Genomic DNA, 16,135 nt, shown 5'->3' with positions numbered 1-16,135 from the left:
GCCACTCCTATTCCTTAAACTTCTTTTTTTGATTTTTAAGTATGATAGCTTCAAGCTCTTCTGCAGAGTATTCATCAAAGCGGCTTTCAGAAAGGTGAAATTTTGTTTTAATTCTGGTATTTTGATTTAGGCTGTTGGCAGAAGGTTTAGAGGGTTTCTTATCAAGGGACTGTATATCACTAATCTCTTTTACTCCTTTTTTATGCCAATTAGATAGAATACTATTAATATAATTAATATTAGGATTTGAAGTTCTACTAGAGCTTTCACAGGCTTTAAGTATGATTTCTAACGAAAAATTATATTCATCTACCCAGGTATCAATGATTTTCATGTCTGCTTCAGCAGGCTCCCTTGATATAAAGCCAAGTGCTTTGTAAACTCTTTCATATAGACCATAACGCTCTCCTTGTTTAAGCAAGTACTCCTGCAAAGCTTCAACATTGCTTATTCCCATATCATACCAATTGCGTATAACAGCACCAACATACTTAATGTTTTTTATATTCTTTTTATGCTTACAATAGCTGAAGGCCTTTATTATGAGTGGTGGATCAATATTATAATTATAAAACCATTCTAAAATATGTTTTTTTTCATTAGGAACTAAAGTACGATCCATAAGCTTATTAACCTCGGTGAACATTTCCTTAATCTGAGGAATTTGATTTGCTTCAACTAGCTCCTTGGTAGAAAGAGAATAGTCCTCATCGGAGGGGGTTTCTCTGCTACTGGAAATAAGCTTAAAATTATTATCAATAAATAATTGCTTTAAATTAACGAACTCCACATTATAATCAGTTTCGTCATTATCAGAAACGAAGTGTTTCTTTATTATTTGTTTACCTTCCCAAAAATCCCATGCCGAAAGAACATCAGATAAGGGTATACCTAGCTGTTTTGAAATGGTCATATTGCTTATTTCCATACTCCTTTGGGGGTCACAAGCATACTTATAAGCTAATAAATATACTTTTACAAAGGTACCATTTGACATTGGCATATAAACATCTATGAAAATATTTTCGATAGGGGTATCCCCTAAGTCTATTGAGGATGTGCTTTTGATAAATCCCATTACTATCACTCCAGTTAAATAAAGATTCTAATGCTTTATTATATCATAAGAATTAAAGCATTTCATGCATCACCTTAAAGAGATTAACCTTTCTAAGTAGACATTATGTAAATGAAGAGAAGTAAACTGAGATAGTGCACAGAAATGAAGGTGCAAAGACTATGTCCATAATAATTATGGAATAATTTAATAAATATTAAATACTATTTTAATAGTAACATGGTTACAAAAGGAGGGCTATTGTGAATATAAAGAGAAAATTAATTTCTACATCACTTGTTTTGGGAATAATTCTTACAACCTTTTTTATACATAGCTATTACATAGGGATAGAGGAAGAATGGGTTATTGGCAGACATGAAGAAAAAAACCTACCCTTTTATGAAATTAATGCTGAGTTTAATGAAGAAAGTATGAAAATAACAGCCAACCAACGATTGCAATATAGAAATAATACAGATAAAGACTTGTCTAATATATATCTACACTTGTATCCAAATACCTTTCGAAGAAAAGATATTGTACCCTTCGAAAAAAAAGAAATTAACTTAGTATATCCCAACGGATTTAGTGCGGGCTGGATTGATTTATTATCAGTTAAGGAAAATGGGAGAAAAGCAGATTTTAAAGTAATGGGAGAGAAGGATAATCTTTTAAGAATAACCCTGAAGGAACCTTTAAGAGTAGGAAAGGTTGTAGATATACTTATTGATTTTGATGTAAAGATCCCTAATGTGAATTCTAGACTGGGATATGGTGAGGACACAGTTAACATAAGCAATTGGTACCCCATACTATCGGTTTATGATGAGAGGGGATGGAATTTAGATCCTTACTATTCCATTGGAGATCCCTTCTATAGCGACATAGCTATCTATGATGTAACAATAACCATACCACTTGAATTTAAAATGGCTACAACGGGAGATATTATAGAGACAATTAATAAAAAAGAGCATAATACATATAAAATAAGAGGTGAATATGTTCGGGATTTTGCTTTAATTCTAAGTAAAGGGTTTGAAGTTCATCAAGGAATAGTAGATGGAATAAATGTTAACTCATTTACACTGGGAGAAGAGAAAAAGATAGAGGCACTGCAATATGGTATAGATTCTATTAAAATATTTAACAGCTTATTTGGAAAGTACCCTTATAAACAGGTGTCTATTGTTGCATGCGATTTTTTTCTTGGCGGTATGGAGTACCCAAATTTAGTTATGATTAGTAAAGATTTATATGAAATGAAGGAGGATTTCCCACTAGAGTATGTAATAGCCCATGAAATAGCCCATCAATGGTGGTATGGTATAGTTGGTAATAATGAGGTGAGAGAGCCATGGTTAGATGAGGCATTGACAGAGTATTCCACATTAATGTATTTTGAGGAAAAATATGGGGAACATATAAAGGAGCAAATTTTTGAAAAGATGATTAAGGCTCAATATGAAAACTTTATTGAAATAGAACCTGATAGAGGAGAAGGAATACTAAGAAGCTTAAGAGAGTTTGAAAGCAATTTAGAGTATAGCAGTATAGTATATAGCAAAGGAGCTATGTTTATTGAGGAAATAAGAAATGAAATAGGGGATAAAGCCTTTATAGAAGGTCTGAGGGAATATTTCGAAACCTATCAATTTAAAAATGCTACTACATCTGACTTTTTTACAATAATGCAGTCAAATACAAAAAAGGATATTAAACCATTATTTAATGAATGGTTAAATATAACATTTGAATAATTTTATAAACCATGTATAAAATAAAAAAATATAAAAAAACATTAGTTTGGACTTGTATCCAGGTTAAAAAATAGTATATAATGAAAAAAGAATTATTACAAATATATTACAAAAGTCCTATAAAAATCTAAAATGACTAGATGCTTACATCATATTGAAATATAGATTATTCGTTATAGCATATAAAAAGCCTATACTTTGAGGGGAGATTAGGATATGAATCATAGATTTATGATGCTTTTCCAAAAGAAAGCAAAGCATATGCTGAAGGTATTTGATTATTATTCGAGAATTGGAGTTCAAAGGCTTAGGCTTTATAAAAACACAAAGGCATTACAAAGCTTCAATAGAATTGACTTAAAAAAGAACAAGCAATTGATTTATATAATAGGATGTATTGCAATGGTTGTAGTGCTTGGGGGAGCATTACTTCTTAATCAAGTGGCCAATTCTTCCTTAAGAGCCTTTGAAATCGAGCTTGGAGGAAGTTCCTTAGCTATCGTAAGAAGTCAAGAAGATTTCTGGGATGCCCTTGAAGATGCAAAGGAGCAGGTAAAACAATTCTATGAGCAAGATGTAAACTTTACCGATGAGATTCAAGTAAAAAGGATTAGTGCCGATGATGAAATGATAACCTCCCATGGAGATATCATTATAAATATTATAAATAGATTAGATATCAAGGTTAACTCAGTAGCCATATATGTTGATGGTAACGAAGTAATACAGCTTAGAGATAAAAGAACAGCAGAATCTGTATTACAAGAATTAAAGGCACCATATGTTAACGAGGAAGAAAATAAATACACCTCCATTGATTTTAAAGAGAAGGTAGAGCTGGTAGAAATATTCACTAAAGCAGGAGTAATTAGAAGTAAAGAGGATGCAATTAACTATATAGTTAAGGGTACGGATGAAGAAAAAACCCATGAAGTTCAAAAGGGTGAAAGCACATGGTCAATTGCATTAAAGTATGATCTTTCGGTAGAAGATATAGCCACTGCTAACCCAAGTATAAATCCAGACAAATTACAAATTGGACAAAAGATAAGCCTTATTGTACCAAAGCCATATATTTCTGTAGTCACAATGGAATATGCAGAATTAGTAGAAACAATAGCCTTTGATACTGACTATGAAAGTACAGATTCCTTATATACTGGTGATCGAAAGATTATAGTACAAGGAACAGAAGGTATGAGAGAAGTAAAGGCATATATTATAAAAGAAAACGGAGTAGAAGTTGGTAGAGAGGTATTGGAAGAAATTATTTTGTCTGAGCCTAAAACCAGAGTTATAGCCGAAGGTACTAAACCAAGGCCTAAAACAATGGCAACGGGAAACTTTTCCAATCCGACTCGTGGAAAGCTTTCATCTGGTTTCGGGACTAGATGGGGCAGACGACATGAGGGAATAGATATTTCAGCATCAAGTGGTACAGATATTGAAGCTGCTGATGGAGGAAAGGTTAGTTTTGCTGGCTGGAATGGTGGCTATGGAAATTTAGTTATTATAGATCACGAAAATGGTTACCAAACCTACTATGCTCATTGTAAAACACTTCTTGTAGAAGAAGGAGATAGGGTGTATAAAGGCGAAAAAATAGCCACAGTAGGGAGTACAGGTAATAGTACAGGTCCACATTTGCATTTTGAGGTAAGAAAAGATGGAACCCCTGTCAATCCATTAAGTTTTGTTAGTTATTAAGAATACTAAAGCGTGACTATAGAAGTCACGCTTTTATTATTAGCCTATCTATAAGATTAAAACGAGGAAAACTATGAATATAACAAAGTACCAACTATGAAAGCCTGTGTATAAATCCTTATAGCTGTTATCTACTTTAGGCGTAGAATTATCGGGCTTACGAGGAATTGGATTGGGATTTGTGGTGCTGAGGATTTTTCTTATATCCAACAGACCAGCACCTTGCTCTTGGTGGGGATAACCTAATGATTCGGCACTATTTGTAACAAGAGCCTTTACCTGAGCAGGGCTATATGATGGATTGCTTTCATAAATCAACGCTGAACAACCAGCAACTACGGGAGCAGCCATTGAAGTACCGCTTAAGCTAACATAATTATTGTTTTCAGTACCAAGAGAATTAATCTTAACACCAGGTGCGATTATATCTGGCTTCATAATACCATCAGGAGTAGGACCTCTGCTGGAGAAATCTGCAATAGTTATTGATGAAGGATTACTTCCGCTACGATCATCACATGCTCCTACTGAAATAATATTAGGACTAATAGCTGGGGAGTTAATAGTAGACTTCTCTGGACCATTATTACCAGCTGCACCTACAACAGTTATACCGGATCTAACAGCGGCATCAACGGCCTTGCATAGAGGGTCTTCATGGTAAGGTGACTTTGCCTTGGTTCCTAGAGATAGGGTTATTACCTTTATATTATACTTATTTTTATTTTCTATAACCCACTGAATCCCTGCAATAACATCGGAAATGCTTCCTCCTCCCTCATGATCTAAAACCTTTACTCCTACAAGATTGGCATCGGGAGCAATCCCCATGTACTTTCCTCTGGAAGCAAAACCATTACCTCCTATTATTCCAGCTACATGAGTTCCGTGGCCATCATCATCATATGGGTTTTTTTTGTTTCCGACAAAATCTTTAAAACCAATAATTCTATTAGTAGGACGTACTAAATCACTATGGGGATAGATACCTGTATCAATTACTGCTACAGTAACGTCCTTCCCTGTCAGACCGTATTCATTAGCATAATCAGAGCCAACCGTGACTGTAGCAATGTCCATTAATTTATAGGCTTTATCATCTAATTGAATTTTTTCTACAAATCTATCTCTAGCGACTGAACGTACTCCAACTGAAGGCATATATGCAGCTACTGCATTTATTAAATGCAGCTTATGCTTTACTTTACCTCCCATTTTAATAACAAACGCTTCAAGGTCATCACACTCACAGTCTTTAGCCGAGATAATGACAGGAAGCTCTTCTTCATCGGTATTCATAACCATTAGCCTTTCGGCAACAAGGTCTTCAATAATATTACTATATCCAAACACAAAAGGGACCTCCTTCATCTTCATTCTAATATAGACTATGCTATAAAATAAAAAAAGTGCTAGAAATAAGATGGGACAGCAGATAACAAAACCTTTGTAAAAAATGCTAGGAATTCACAGATGGAAGTTTACATAAAATTGTGCTATAATATTATTGTTCTGTCTCATACATATCTCAAATTAAAGGAGGAGATAGATATGAGAGGATTTAAAGATAATAAGTGGAAGCTATTTGCAGTTGGTGTATTTGTATTATTGATCCTTAATACCCACCTATCTATTAAGCCTGTAGCTGGATTATATAGACCTGCATTAAGGTTAGTAGAATATCAGATAGTTTCTTATTATATAAGGGATTATGAAACAATTGAAACAGATAACTATATAATTAGACATCCAGGCTATGATGAAGATCTATTAAGCTTTATAATTGATACAGCTGAGGATAAGTATAAAGCAGCAACAGAAGTATTTAACCATAATCCCCGAGAAAAGGTGAGAATGGTAATTTATGATGACCTTGATCAAATGATGGCTGCTACAATGCTGAACAAAGGGAATCCCCCTATGGGAGTATATTATGGAAATACAATTCATATATCTAACCCGTTGATATGGTTTAATGAAGCCGAATACCGAGAAAGATATTATGACGAGGGGCCAATACTTCATGAGCTTGTACATCTTTTAACCGATCGTTTGGCTAAAGGTAATTTTCCTATTTGGTTTACTGAAGGAGTAAGTCTGTACTTTGAATATGAGATTGATGGTTATAAATGGGGAGAAGAGCTGACAGATGAGGAGATAGATTTCACTATTGATGAACTAACTTATGATTTTCATCGATTAAATCAATATAAAGCCTATACAAAGTCATTTCGATTGGTTAAGAGCTATGTTCAACTACAGGGAGTTGAAGACTTGATACAGCTAATAAATGATTTAGGACAAGGGACCCAAATTAAGGAATATCATTATTTGTTCACACAGTAGATGATTAAATTTATGCAGGTAAGAAAATTATTAAATAAGAACAATTAAGAATTTATGTGGACTTTAAGGAGTCACTCTTTTTATGGCTCCTGATTACATAAATATTCGGTATCTTTTTTTTTTTTGATATAGTAATTAACTAAATTCATATTGTGTAAATGAAGGATTTTTATATAAAAAGTAGAATCATAGATTTAATAAATCCCAATTTGAGGTGGTATTAAACATGGATAAAAAAATTCTGTTGGTTGAAGACGAAAAACCGATTGCAGAAATTGTTAAGTTTAATTTAGAGAAGGAAGGATATACGGTTGAGGTAGCATACGATGGAGAAGAAGCCCTTAGTAAAGTTAGTATAAATACACCCGACTTAATACTCTTGGATGTTATGCTTCCTAAAATCGACGGGTTTCAAGTTTGCAGAAAAATAAGAGAAAGCTTTTCAATGCCTATACTGATGTTAACTGCTAAAGAAGAAGAGCTTGATAAAGTGCTTGGACTGGAAATGGGAGCGGATGATTATATTACTAAGCCATTTGGGATGCGTGAGCTTCTTGCGAGGGTTAAGGCAAATTTAAGAAGAACAAATATTTCTGATGGCAGCAAAAAAGGCGATATTATTACCTCAGGGTTACTTTCTATTGACTTCAACAAGTATGAGGTAAAAAAAGATAAAGATGTAGTAGAGCTAACATCAAGAGAATTTGAACTGTTGAGGTTTCTGGCTACTCAGGCGGAGCAGGTATTTACGCGAGAACAATTATTAAAAGAGGTTTGGGGATATGAATATTATGGAGATATTCGTACGGTAGATGTTACCATTAGAAGATTAAGAGAAAAAATTGAAGACAACTCCAGTAGTCCGAAATTTATTATGACAAAGAGGGGAGTCGGATACTACTTTAGGAGGGCATAGGGATGTTTAAAAGTATAAGATGGAAATTTATAATCATCTATTTTTTGCTGGTTTTTATAGCGATGATAATTATAGGTGTATTTTTAATTCAGCAATTTGAACAATATCACCTGGAAGTTGTCCGAAACAATCTTACTTCTACAGCCAGTACAGTTATGGCTACGTTGAGGGAGAATAACTGGCAGAATAATAAACAGGATATTCAAGAGAATATTAAAGCCTATGAGCGTATGGGAATGGAGATTTATATTATTGATAAGGATACAAACTTTACGATTATCTCCAGTACAAATCCATACTATCTAAATCACAATGCATTAGATATTTTAGAGACGGACTTAATTACAAATGCATTTAGTGGAGCAGAATTTTCAGAGAAGGATATTTTACCTAAATCTGGATTAAGAAGCTCGAAAAATATTGTTTATCCATTATATGATGAGCATAGTCGAATAATAGGGGCTATTTATCTTAGGAGTGATTTATCAGATATTTATAAGACCCTTGACGATTCTAAGGATATCTTGATAAGAGCAACTATACTAGCTTTGTTTATTACAGTTGTACTGGGTTATTTTATTGCCAAAAGCATTACAGGACCAATAAATGATGTTACAGTTAAAGCGGAAAAAATGGCAAAGGGTGATTTTGATCAGGTGGTGGAAGTGAAGTCAGATGACGAAATTGGACAATTAGCAAACATGTTCAACTTTCTTACAGCCAGATTGAAATCGGTTTTACAGGAAATGTCCAGTGAAAAGCAAAAAATGGATACTATTATAACCTATATGGCAGATGGTATTATTGCAGCAACTGTTGAAGGAACTATCATACATGCAAATCCTAGAGCCATGGAATTGTTAATGATGGATGAAGAAAGCTTAAAGGATAAAGTCTTTGATGAAATTTTCGCTGAACTAAATGACCAGCTAACAATATGTAATCTTATGAATAGTGGAAACGATTGGTCAGGGAGTCAGATGCTATCTATGGGTGAAGGAATAACTCTAAGAGCTAATTATGCACCCTATAGGAATGATAAAGGTGATTTTGGCGGAATAATAGTACTGCTGCAAGATGTTACAGAAGAAGAGAGACTTGAACATATGAGAAGGGAGTTCGTGGCCAATGTTTCCCATGAACTTAAAACCCCTCTAACAACAATTAAAAGCTATACAGAGACGCTTTTAGATGGAGCTGCTGAAAATCAGGAGCTGTTATTTAGGTTTTTGAATGTTATTGATACAGAAGCAGATAGAATGTCTCGTTTAGTAAGGGATTTATTACAACTTTCAAATTTAGATTTTCAACAGGCGAAATGGAATAAAAAGCCTATTGATATAAATTATATAGTTAAGAAAGCAACATCAAAGCTAGAGGTTTATGCCCATGGTAAACAGCAGAGAATGAACTTAAAGCTACTTAAAGAACCGGTATATATTTTTGGAGACGAAGACCGAATAGAGCAGGTACTATTAAACATTCTTAGTAATTCTATAAAGTATACTCCCAATAATGGAGAGGTTATTATTGATCTGATAAAAATGGGTAATGACATAACTCTTGAAATTCAGGATAATGGGATAGGTATTCCTGAAGCAGACATGCCAAGGATATTTGAAAGGTTTTATCGTGTTGACAAGGCTCGATCTCGAGAAATGGGTGGCACGGGGCTTGGACTAGCCATTGCAAAGGAGATAATTGACGTTCATGATGGAGAAATAAGAATAATAAGTAAAGAAGGAGAGGGAACACTAGTGGTAATTACTCTTCCTATTTTACAGGAAAATGTTGTGTAATTTATTTTTAATTTCCTTGTAATACTGCTGTAATATTAATCCATTATAATAATATTATCGACATATGAATAGGCAATATCGGGAGGAATTAAAATGATAAAAAAATTCATGTATTATACAGCTTTCATTCTTTTAATAATTGCATTTTCCAGTGTATCGGCCTTTGGAAATGAGACGGATCAGCCAAAACAAACTATTCAGGTGGTTACACCCGAGAGAAATATTACTACAGATAGCACCAATTTAGTCTTTGAACTTACTGCAGCTGAAGGAACAAAGGTAATCATTCAAGTGTACTATAATAATAGCATAGTTATTGGTAAAGAAAACTTTGTTGCAGAGGGTGATGCTATCAATATTGAAATGGGAGCATTGCGTAGAGATTGGATTGAAGTAGCTTTAAGAAAAGGTAAAAACAAGGTAGAGATAACTGCTATTTATGAGGATGAGTCAGAGGATGTAGTTGTTAGAATAATAGACGTAAAGGGAATCGAAGAGGTTAAACAAAATTTTGAAAGGAAAATAAGCGAGCCGGCTACAGAGCTTCTAGAAAATCTAATTAATACAGGGCGAAAATAGTTGATGGAGTGAATTAAATGACTAGGGAAAGACTTAAAACAATAGTTTTATCAATATTAATTGTAATGAGTGCATTGTTGACCCAGCAAATATGGTTTTACTCACCTGTAGAGATTTTACAATCTGAAGCTTTCAGTAGAGGAGCTAATCCACATAACATAAGAGAAAATATAATTTCACCAAAAAAGATTACCTTAGGCTTTGGAGGAGGAATACAGAGCAGCGACTATACTATATTACCCTATGCTGAATCGCAGGAGGTATGGGAATACAGCAAGCTTGTTTTAGAAGATTTTTTCATGCTTGACCCTGAAATAAATCAAATATCTGGTGAGTCTTATATCAAGCATATGGGATTAAAGCATGTAGAGCTAGAATTTGGGGAAAATATTTCTTCGGTTTTAGTTTCTTCTATTTTTAATAACATTGACAGTAAAATTGTAAGGAACATAAGAGAAGTAAAAAAGATATTAATTCCTGCTATAAATAGAGGAACAATATATATAGTTGGCAAGGATGATAACACATACGAAATTAAACTTCAAAATTATACCGAGAATAGAATTATTAATGAATACATGAACCAATATGAAGAACAAGACTTCATCAAGTATTATCGATTATTATTAGTTAGTTTCAAAGATAACTATACATTAATGCCACTAAATTTTACACCACTTCCTAAAATAACAATGGAAAGTGTTATAGACGTGGAAGATGAGAGGATATTAGATTTCCATTCCGAGGTTTTTTTCGATAAAAATCTAGATTTTGTTAGAATTATCAGAGAAACCAATGGAGCTGTGGTGTATTTATATGGATATGGTGAAAAAACCCTTAGAATTAGCCCTAGAGGTAGGTTAGAGTATAATGAAGAGGTATCTAATTCTTCTAGTACTAATGTAATGACTGCTCTAGATACAGCAATAGAGTTTATAGAAAAGCATGGTATATTACCGGAAACAGCATATTTGGCAGAGGTAAGACAAATTAAAACTGAACATAGTAATGGTTATTTTTTCGGATTCAACTATTTTGTAGATGGGTATCCAATGGCTTTTTCTTCAAATAATATGAAATACCCCATCGAAGTGGAAGTGTTTGGAAGTACCATTAAAAATTATAGAAGCTTTGTAAGAAGGCCCATGTCTTTACCAACTATGACTAGACTTGAGTCAATAATATCGCCCCATAAGGTTATAGGGAACAATATTAAGCTTTTCGAATCAGATATTACTGACTTTGAAAAAGATAGTGAATTAGAAGAAGCTGATAGCAATAACGATATTTTAAGAAATATCAGTTCAATACAAATGGTCTACTTTGATACGATGGAAGAGAAAAGTTCCCAAACAGTATTACCGACATGGCAAATAAAAGTAAATAATCGAGTATATTATTTTGATAGTTATAAGGGAGAATTACTTCATAGTGGTGTTTTCGAATAAATGGTGGTGGAATCAGATGGATTGGGCAAAGGCAAAAAATATATTGATAGTGGCTTTTATAATAACCAACTTATTTTTGCTGTTTAATATTAGCAAAGATCTGTTTATTAAGGAAGACCTACAGCTAATAAATGACCATTATATAGAAAATGTTGAGGTGCTTCTTAACGATAATGGAATACAGCTTAAAACAGAAATACCAAGAGAAATTATCTCTCTGCCATTACTTGATTTTAAATATGAGAATTTACATAACAATGAAATAATAAGGAGTTTTCTTGGAACTTCTTATGAAGTGAACAATAACATTTATACTGCGAATGAGAAACAACTATCCTTCGAGAGTAATAAAAGGCTAAAATTTAAAAAACTAAGTAATGAGGTTGTAACTTATGCTATTAATGAAAAGGAAGCTATCTCTCTTAGTGAAGAATTTCTAAACAGCAAAGGATTACTAAAGGATGATCTCTCATTGACACAAGTATATTTTGGAACAATAAATGACTATGATACTGCACCCTTATATAAGCTGGTATATAATCAAACCTATAGGAATAGATTTTTAGGTGAGAGCTATGCCCATGTATATGTTAACCACCGGGGGGTTATTGGTCTTGAAGCAATGCTACTAAAGCATGAAAAAACTCAGACCCATCGTAAAAAAACCATACCCGCTTCAGAGGCATTATTAAAGACAATGAACGATATTGTTAATGATAATGAAAACCAAGAAATAGTAATTACTTCTATAGAGATGGGCTACTACCTTAACCCATATGACATTCAACTATCAGACTGGAAGGATATAGAATCAGGAACTGCTGTACCAACTTGGAAAATAACATTAGAAAATGGTAAGATATATTATGCAGAAGCACTGAAAAATTAAAAATCTTAAAAATAATGCAGGACTTTTATAAAAAAAGGAGAAAAAGTACAATGGACTTTTTCTTTTTTAATGCAAATTCAAATTTTAGTTATTTATTACCAATAATAACTTGATTACAAATAATTGTATAAATGCTATAATAAATTCATGTGAATTTAAAATCTACTACAATGTTTATTATAAAGGAAAAATACTATAGAGGGTGGTGGAGAGCTGACAATTGTCGGCCAACAGTATGAACAGACTAGTAATTGAAGGTGGAAGCAAATTACAGGGAAGTGTTGATATAAGCGGTTTTAAGAATTCAGCGATAGCTATAATACCTGCAGCGGTACTTGCAGGAGACATTTGTGTTATAGATAACTTGCCAGAAATTAGTGACGTTAAGGTATTGGCGGGCATTCTTACAAGTTTAGGTGCAACGGTTACGGAAAAAGGCCCAAAGACACTGGAGATTAATACACGTAACATAACTGAATGCTCCTATGCTGAGCACGAAATTGCAAAGGATATAAGAGCTTCCTATTATCTATTGGGAGCTGGGTTGGGGCGCTTTAAAAAAGCAACCGGCGTGTATCCTGGTGGGTGCTCGATAGGTAGTAGACCAATAGATCAGCACATAAAGGGCTTTGAGGCAATGGGAGCAAAGGTATCAATAGAGCATGGACTAGTTTCCGTAGAGGCAGAAAGATTAATAGGAGCAGAAATATATCTAGATGTTGTCAGTGTAGGTGCTACTATAAATATTATGCTGGCAGCAACAATGGCTGAAGGAAATACTATAATAGAAAATGCAGCAAAAGAACCCCATATTGTTGATGTGGCAAACTTTTTAAACTGCATGGGTGCAGATATAAAGGGTGCAGGAACTGATGTAATAAAAATTAAAGGTGTGGAAGAATTAAAGGGATGTAATCATACAGTAATACCAGATCAAATAGAAGCTGGTACCTATATGATTGCTGCTGCTGCCACCAATGGCGATGTAGTAATAAACAATGTAATTCCAAAGCACCTTGAGGCAATAACGGCTAAATTAAAGGAAATGGGTGTTGAGGTTGTTGAAAACGGAGAAGCACTTCGTGTTACAGCTTCAAAACCATTAAAAAGCGTTAGCGTTAAAACTCTTGTTTATCCAGGTTTCCCTACTGATTTACAGCAACCCATGACAAGTTTACTAACAAGGGCAAATGGAAATAGTATTGTAACAGAAACTATTTATGATGGAAGATTTAAATATGTTGATGAGTTAAAAAGAATGGGTGCAAACATTAAGGTTGAAGGTAGAGCCGCTGTAATTTATGGAGTAGATAGATTGTCGGGGGCTAAGGTTTGCGCTGGAGATCTGAGGGCAGGTGCCGCATTAGTGGTGGCAGGGCTTATCGCCGACGGAGTTACTGAAATTGAAAATATACACTTTATAGATAGAGGCTATGATAATCTAGCCGAAAAGCTTCTAAGTCTGGGTGCAAAAATTAAGCGAATAGAAGAATAATATAATGCACACCGGAGGGTGTGCATTAGTAATATTTATATCATGGTATTGGAGGCATTTTAATGACAGTACGGTTTTGTTCTTTAGCAAGTGGAAGTAGTGGAAATTGTCATTTTATTACCGATGACAGCGAAAATTTGTTGGTAGATGCAGGATTAAGCGGCAAAAAAATTCAAAGTAAACTATTAGAAATTGGTATAGATCCATGTAGGCTTACAGGTATACTAATTAGCCATGAGCATAATGATCATATCCATAGTGCCGGAATTCTATCAAGAAGATTTAATATACCAATATATGCAAATGTAGGAACCTGGAGGGGTATGGAGGAGAAGCTTGGTAAGTTAAAGGAGGAACACATTAAAATTTTCGAAACCGGGAAAATTTTTGAAGTAGGAGACTTCATAGTAACACCCTACTCAACCTCACATGACGCCAACGACCCAGTCGGATTCAGTTTAATTAATAATGGAGTTAAAATAAGTATAACGACAGATTTAGGATATATAAATGATGAAATAATAGAGCATGTGAGAGATTCCAATTTAGTTGTACTGGAATCTAACCATGATGAAGAAATGCTTAAGGTAGGTAGCTATCCATATTATTTAAAAAGAAGAATTTTATCAAATTTAGGACATCTATCCAACGATGCTGCTGGCCTGGCGATTGTAGACTTGGTTAGAAAGAACGTTAAAAAAGTTATGCTGGCCCATCTAAGTAAAGAAAATAATTTCCCGGAATTGGCCATCGCAACAGTTAATAATATATTAGCCCTTAATAAAATGATTGTTGGTGAGGATGTAGAAATTGTTTTGGCCCATAGGGACAGGGTAAGTAATTTATATGAATTTAGTAAATAATAGCTAAGAATAAAGAATGGAGGGAGATTATGAATTATCAAGAAAATGATAAGCATGAAGATAATTCCTTTGAGGAGGAAGAAAAGCATCCAATAAAAACTCCATCAACGGAATCTGATCAACAAACCCTTTATAATGTCTCTAGATATGATGATAACAAGCCAGAAAAGCCAAAGCCCTTTAGATACTTTAAGTTGGTACTTATAGGAGCCTTATTAGGAGGAGCAATAAGCTCTGCAATTACTTACTATTATTTGCCTGAAATTATGGCATTAAGAGGGGTTAGAAATTTTGAGGGTCAATCTATTGTTATAGAGCCCCAACAGGATTTAACAGTATACTCAGCAGTTGCAAGAAAGGCAATGCCATCTGTAGTTGGTATAACAACAGTTGCTTTGGAAAGGGATGCTTTTTTTGGTACCCAGAGAAGGTCAACCGGCCTTGGAACTGGAGTTATTGTTGATGAGAGGGGATATATTTTAACCAATTCTCATGTTGTTGGCGATGGAAATGTAGAAGAGATTATCGTTATTCTTTATGATGGAGAAAAGGTTCCTGCTAAAGTAGTCTGGAATGAAAGAAGTCTAGACTTAGCGGTTATAAAGGTAGAGGCAATTGGATTACCTGTTGCTGAGCTGGGAGATAGTGATAATTTAGAGGTAGGGGAGATAGCTATTGCAATAGGAAATCCATTAGGGTTAAATTTCGAAAGGACTTTAACACAAGGAGTAATAAGCGGTCTTAATAGAGTTATTCCATTAGAGGGAGAGGAAACAATAGAAAATCTTATTCAAACAGATGCATCAATTAATCCTGGCAATAGTGGTGGTCCATTATTAAATGGGCAGGGCCAGGTTATCGGAATTAACACAGCAAAAATTAGAACCGGTGAGGGTTTAGGGTTTGCAATTCCAATTAATACAGCGAAACCAATAGTTGATCAAATTATAGAACAAGGTGAATTCACTAGGGTTTATATAGGTATTAGAGGTGTTAATATTGATGTCTTTGAAAGGGCTACTGGTACAAGCCTGCAGGCAGACAACGGAGTTTATATAGCTGAAGTTTTGGCAGATTCACCTGCAGAAGCAGCTGACCTAAGAACCGGTGATGTAATAATAAAAATTCAAGGCATTGAAGTAAGGGCAATGGGAAGCTTGCAGAGGGAGCTTTATCGATATAGACCAGGCGATGAGGTGACTGTAACTATTTTAAGAAATGGTAGAGAAGAAAATGTGCAGATAGTTTTTAATTAGTGTATAGCATATATGGT

The 16,135-nt window shown here is 34.2% G+C and carries 13 protein-coding genes; 11 read left to right on the top strand and 2 right to left on the bottom strand.

Translation table 11 applies throughout. The features are described 5' to 3' along the window. Window positions 1–7 precede the first annotated feature (7 nt). Complete coding sequence (locus BLP68_RS09515) at window positions 8–1,078, bottom strand: DnaD domain protein (RefSeq protein WP_091542883.1); 1,071 nt, start codon at window positions 1,076–1,078, stop codon at window positions 8–10. Window positions 1,079–1,320: 242 nt separating this feature from the next. Between BLP68_RS09515 and BLP68_RS09510 the strand changes: the two genes are divergently transcribed. After that, the gene (locus BLP68_RS09510) at window positions 1,321–2,820 is read left to right on the top strand and encodes a M1 family metallopeptidase (RefSeq protein ID WP_242876951.1); all 1,500 of its coding nucleotides are present in this window, start codon (window positions 1,321–1,323) and stop codon (window positions 2,818–2,820) included. 216 nt (window positions 2,821–3,036) lie between these two features. Further along, window positions 3,037–4,527 carry a peptidoglycan DD-metalloendopeptidase family protein gene (locus BLP68_RS09505; RefSeq protein ID WP_242876950.1) on the top strand — a complete coding sequence of 497 codons (1,491 nt, stop codon included), beginning with the start codon at window positions 3,037–3,039 and terminating at the stop codon, window positions 4,525–4,527. A gap of 48 nt (window positions 4,528–4,575) precedes the next feature. On the opposite strand, the gene BLP68_RS09500 is transcribed toward BLP68_RS09505, so the two are convergent. Continuing rightward, entirely contained in the window at window positions 4,576–5,880 is a 1,305-nt protein-coding gene (locus tag BLP68_RS09500) for a S8 family peptidase (RefSeq protein ID WP_091542881.1), read from the bottom strand. A 198-nt stretch (window positions 5,881–6,078) separates the two neighbouring features. Here BLP68_RS09500 and BLP68_RS09495 point away from each other — a divergent pair, with 198 nt between their 5' ends. The 9 genes from BLP68_RS09495 (at window position 6,079) to htrA (ending at window position 16,118) form a co-directional block, all read left to right on the top strand. Then, entirely contained in the window at window positions 6,079–6,873 is a 795-nt protein-coding gene (locus BLP68_RS09495; RefSeq protein WP_242876949.1) for a peptidase MA family metallohydrolase, read from the top strand. A gap of 226 nt (window positions 6,874–7,099) precedes the next feature. Further along, window positions 7,100–7,789: a response regulator YycF gene (gene yycF, locus BLP68_RS09490; RefSeq protein ID WP_091542878.1), complete on the top strand. Its 690-nt coding sequence runs from the start codon at window positions 7,100–7,102 to the stop codon at window positions 7,787–7,789. Between the two features lie 2 nt (window positions 7,790–7,791). Then, entirely contained in the window at window positions 7,792–9,588 is a 1,797-nt protein-coding gene (locus BLP68_RS09485) for a sensor histidine kinase (RefSeq protein WP_091542876.1), read from the top strand. Window positions 9,589–9,681: 93 nt separating this feature from the next. Beyond that, window positions 9,682–10,167, top strand: coding sequence for a hypothetical protein (locus tag BLP68_RS09480; protein ID WP_091542875.1), 486 nt, complete (start codon window positions 9,682–9,684; stop codon window positions 10,165–10,167). Between the two features lie 17 nt (window positions 10,168–10,184). Next, window positions 10,185–11,615 (top strand): two-component system activity regulator YycH, encoded by a 1,431-nt coding sequence (locus BLP68_RS09475; RefSeq protein WP_091542873.1) that lies wholly within the window; start codon window positions 10,185–10,187, stop codon window positions 11,613–11,615. A gap of 16 nt (window positions 11,616–11,631) precedes the next feature. Then, the gene (gene yycI / locus BLP68_RS09470) at window positions 11,632–12,504 is read left to right on the top strand and encodes a two-component system regulatory protein YycI (protein WP_091542871.1); all 873 of its coding nucleotides are present in this window, start codon (window positions 11,632–11,634) and stop codon (window positions 12,502–12,504) included. Between the two features lie 235 nt (window positions 12,505–12,739). After that, the gene (locus BLP68_RS09465; RefSeq protein WP_091542986.1) at window positions 12,740–13,999 is read left to right on the top strand and encodes a UDP-N-acetylglucosamine 1-carboxyvinyltransferase; all 1,260 of its coding nucleotides are present in this window, start codon (window positions 12,740–12,742) and stop codon (window positions 13,997–13,999) included. 62 nt (window positions 14,000–14,061) lie between these two features. Then, window positions 14,062–14,862: an MBL fold metallo-hydrolase gene (locus BLP68_RS09460; RefSeq protein WP_091542869.1), complete on the top strand. Its 801-nt coding sequence runs from the start codon at window positions 14,062–14,064 to the stop codon at window positions 14,860–14,862. A gap of 29 nt (window positions 14,863–14,891) precedes the next feature. Continuing rightward, on the top strand, window positions 14,892–16,118 hold the full coding sequence (htrA, locus tag BLP68_RS09455) for a serine protease HtrA (protein WP_091542868.1): 1,227 nt from the start codon (window positions 14,892–14,894) through the stop codon (window positions 16,116–16,118). Window positions 16,119–16,135 lie beyond the last annotated feature (17 nt).

The sequence above is a fragment of the Alkaliphilus peptidifermentans DSM 18978 genome, assembly GCF_900101495.1.
Lineage (GTDB): Bacteria > Bacillota > Clostridia > Peptostreptococcales > Natronincolaceae > Alkaliphilus_C > Alkaliphilus_C peptidifermentans.
This window is presented reverse-complemented; position numbering and strand designations above follow the sequence as displayed.

Coding starts and splice junctions, on each gene's coding strand:
- BLP68_RS09480 (WP_091542875.1), top strand. CDS start 9,682: ATGATAAAAAAATTCATGTATTATACAGCTTTCATTCTTTTAATAATT.
- BLP68_RS09485 (WP_091542876.1), top strand. CDS start 7,792: ATGTTTAAAAGTATAAGATGGAAATTTATAATCATCTATTTTTTGCTG.
- BLP68_RS09465 (WP_091542986.1), top strand. CDS start 12,740: ATGAACAGACTAGTAATTGAAGGTGGAAGCAAATTACAGGGAAGTGTT.
- htrA (WP_091542868.1), top strand. CDS start 14,892: ATGAATTATCAAGAAAATGATAAGCATGAAGATAATTCCTTTGAGGAG.
- BLP68_RS09515 (WP_091542883.1), bottom strand. CDS start 1,078: ATGGGATTTATCAAAAGCACATCCTCAATAGACTTAGGGGATACCCCT.
- yycI (WP_091542871.1), top strand. CDS start 11,632: ATGGATTGGGCAAAGGCAAAAAATATATTGATAGTGGCTTTTATAATA.
- yycF (WP_091542878.1), top strand. CDS start 7,100: ATGGATAAAAAAATTCTGTTGGTTGAAGACGAAAAACCGATTGCAGAA.
- BLP68_RS09460 (WP_091542869.1), top strand. CDS start 14,062: ATGACAGTACGGTTTTGTTCTTTAGCAAGTGGAAGTAGTGGAAATTGT.
- BLP68_RS09495 (WP_242876949.1), top strand. CDS start 6,079: ATGAGAGGATTTAAAGATAATAAGTGGAAGCTATTTGCAGTTGGTGTA.
- BLP68_RS09475 (WP_091542873.1), top strand. CDS start 10,185: ATGACTAGGGAAAGACTTAAAACAATAGTTTTATCAATATTAATTGTA.
- BLP68_RS09505 (WP_242876950.1), top strand. CDS start 3,037: ATGAATCATAGATTTATGATGCTTTTCCAAAAGAAAGCAAAGCATATG.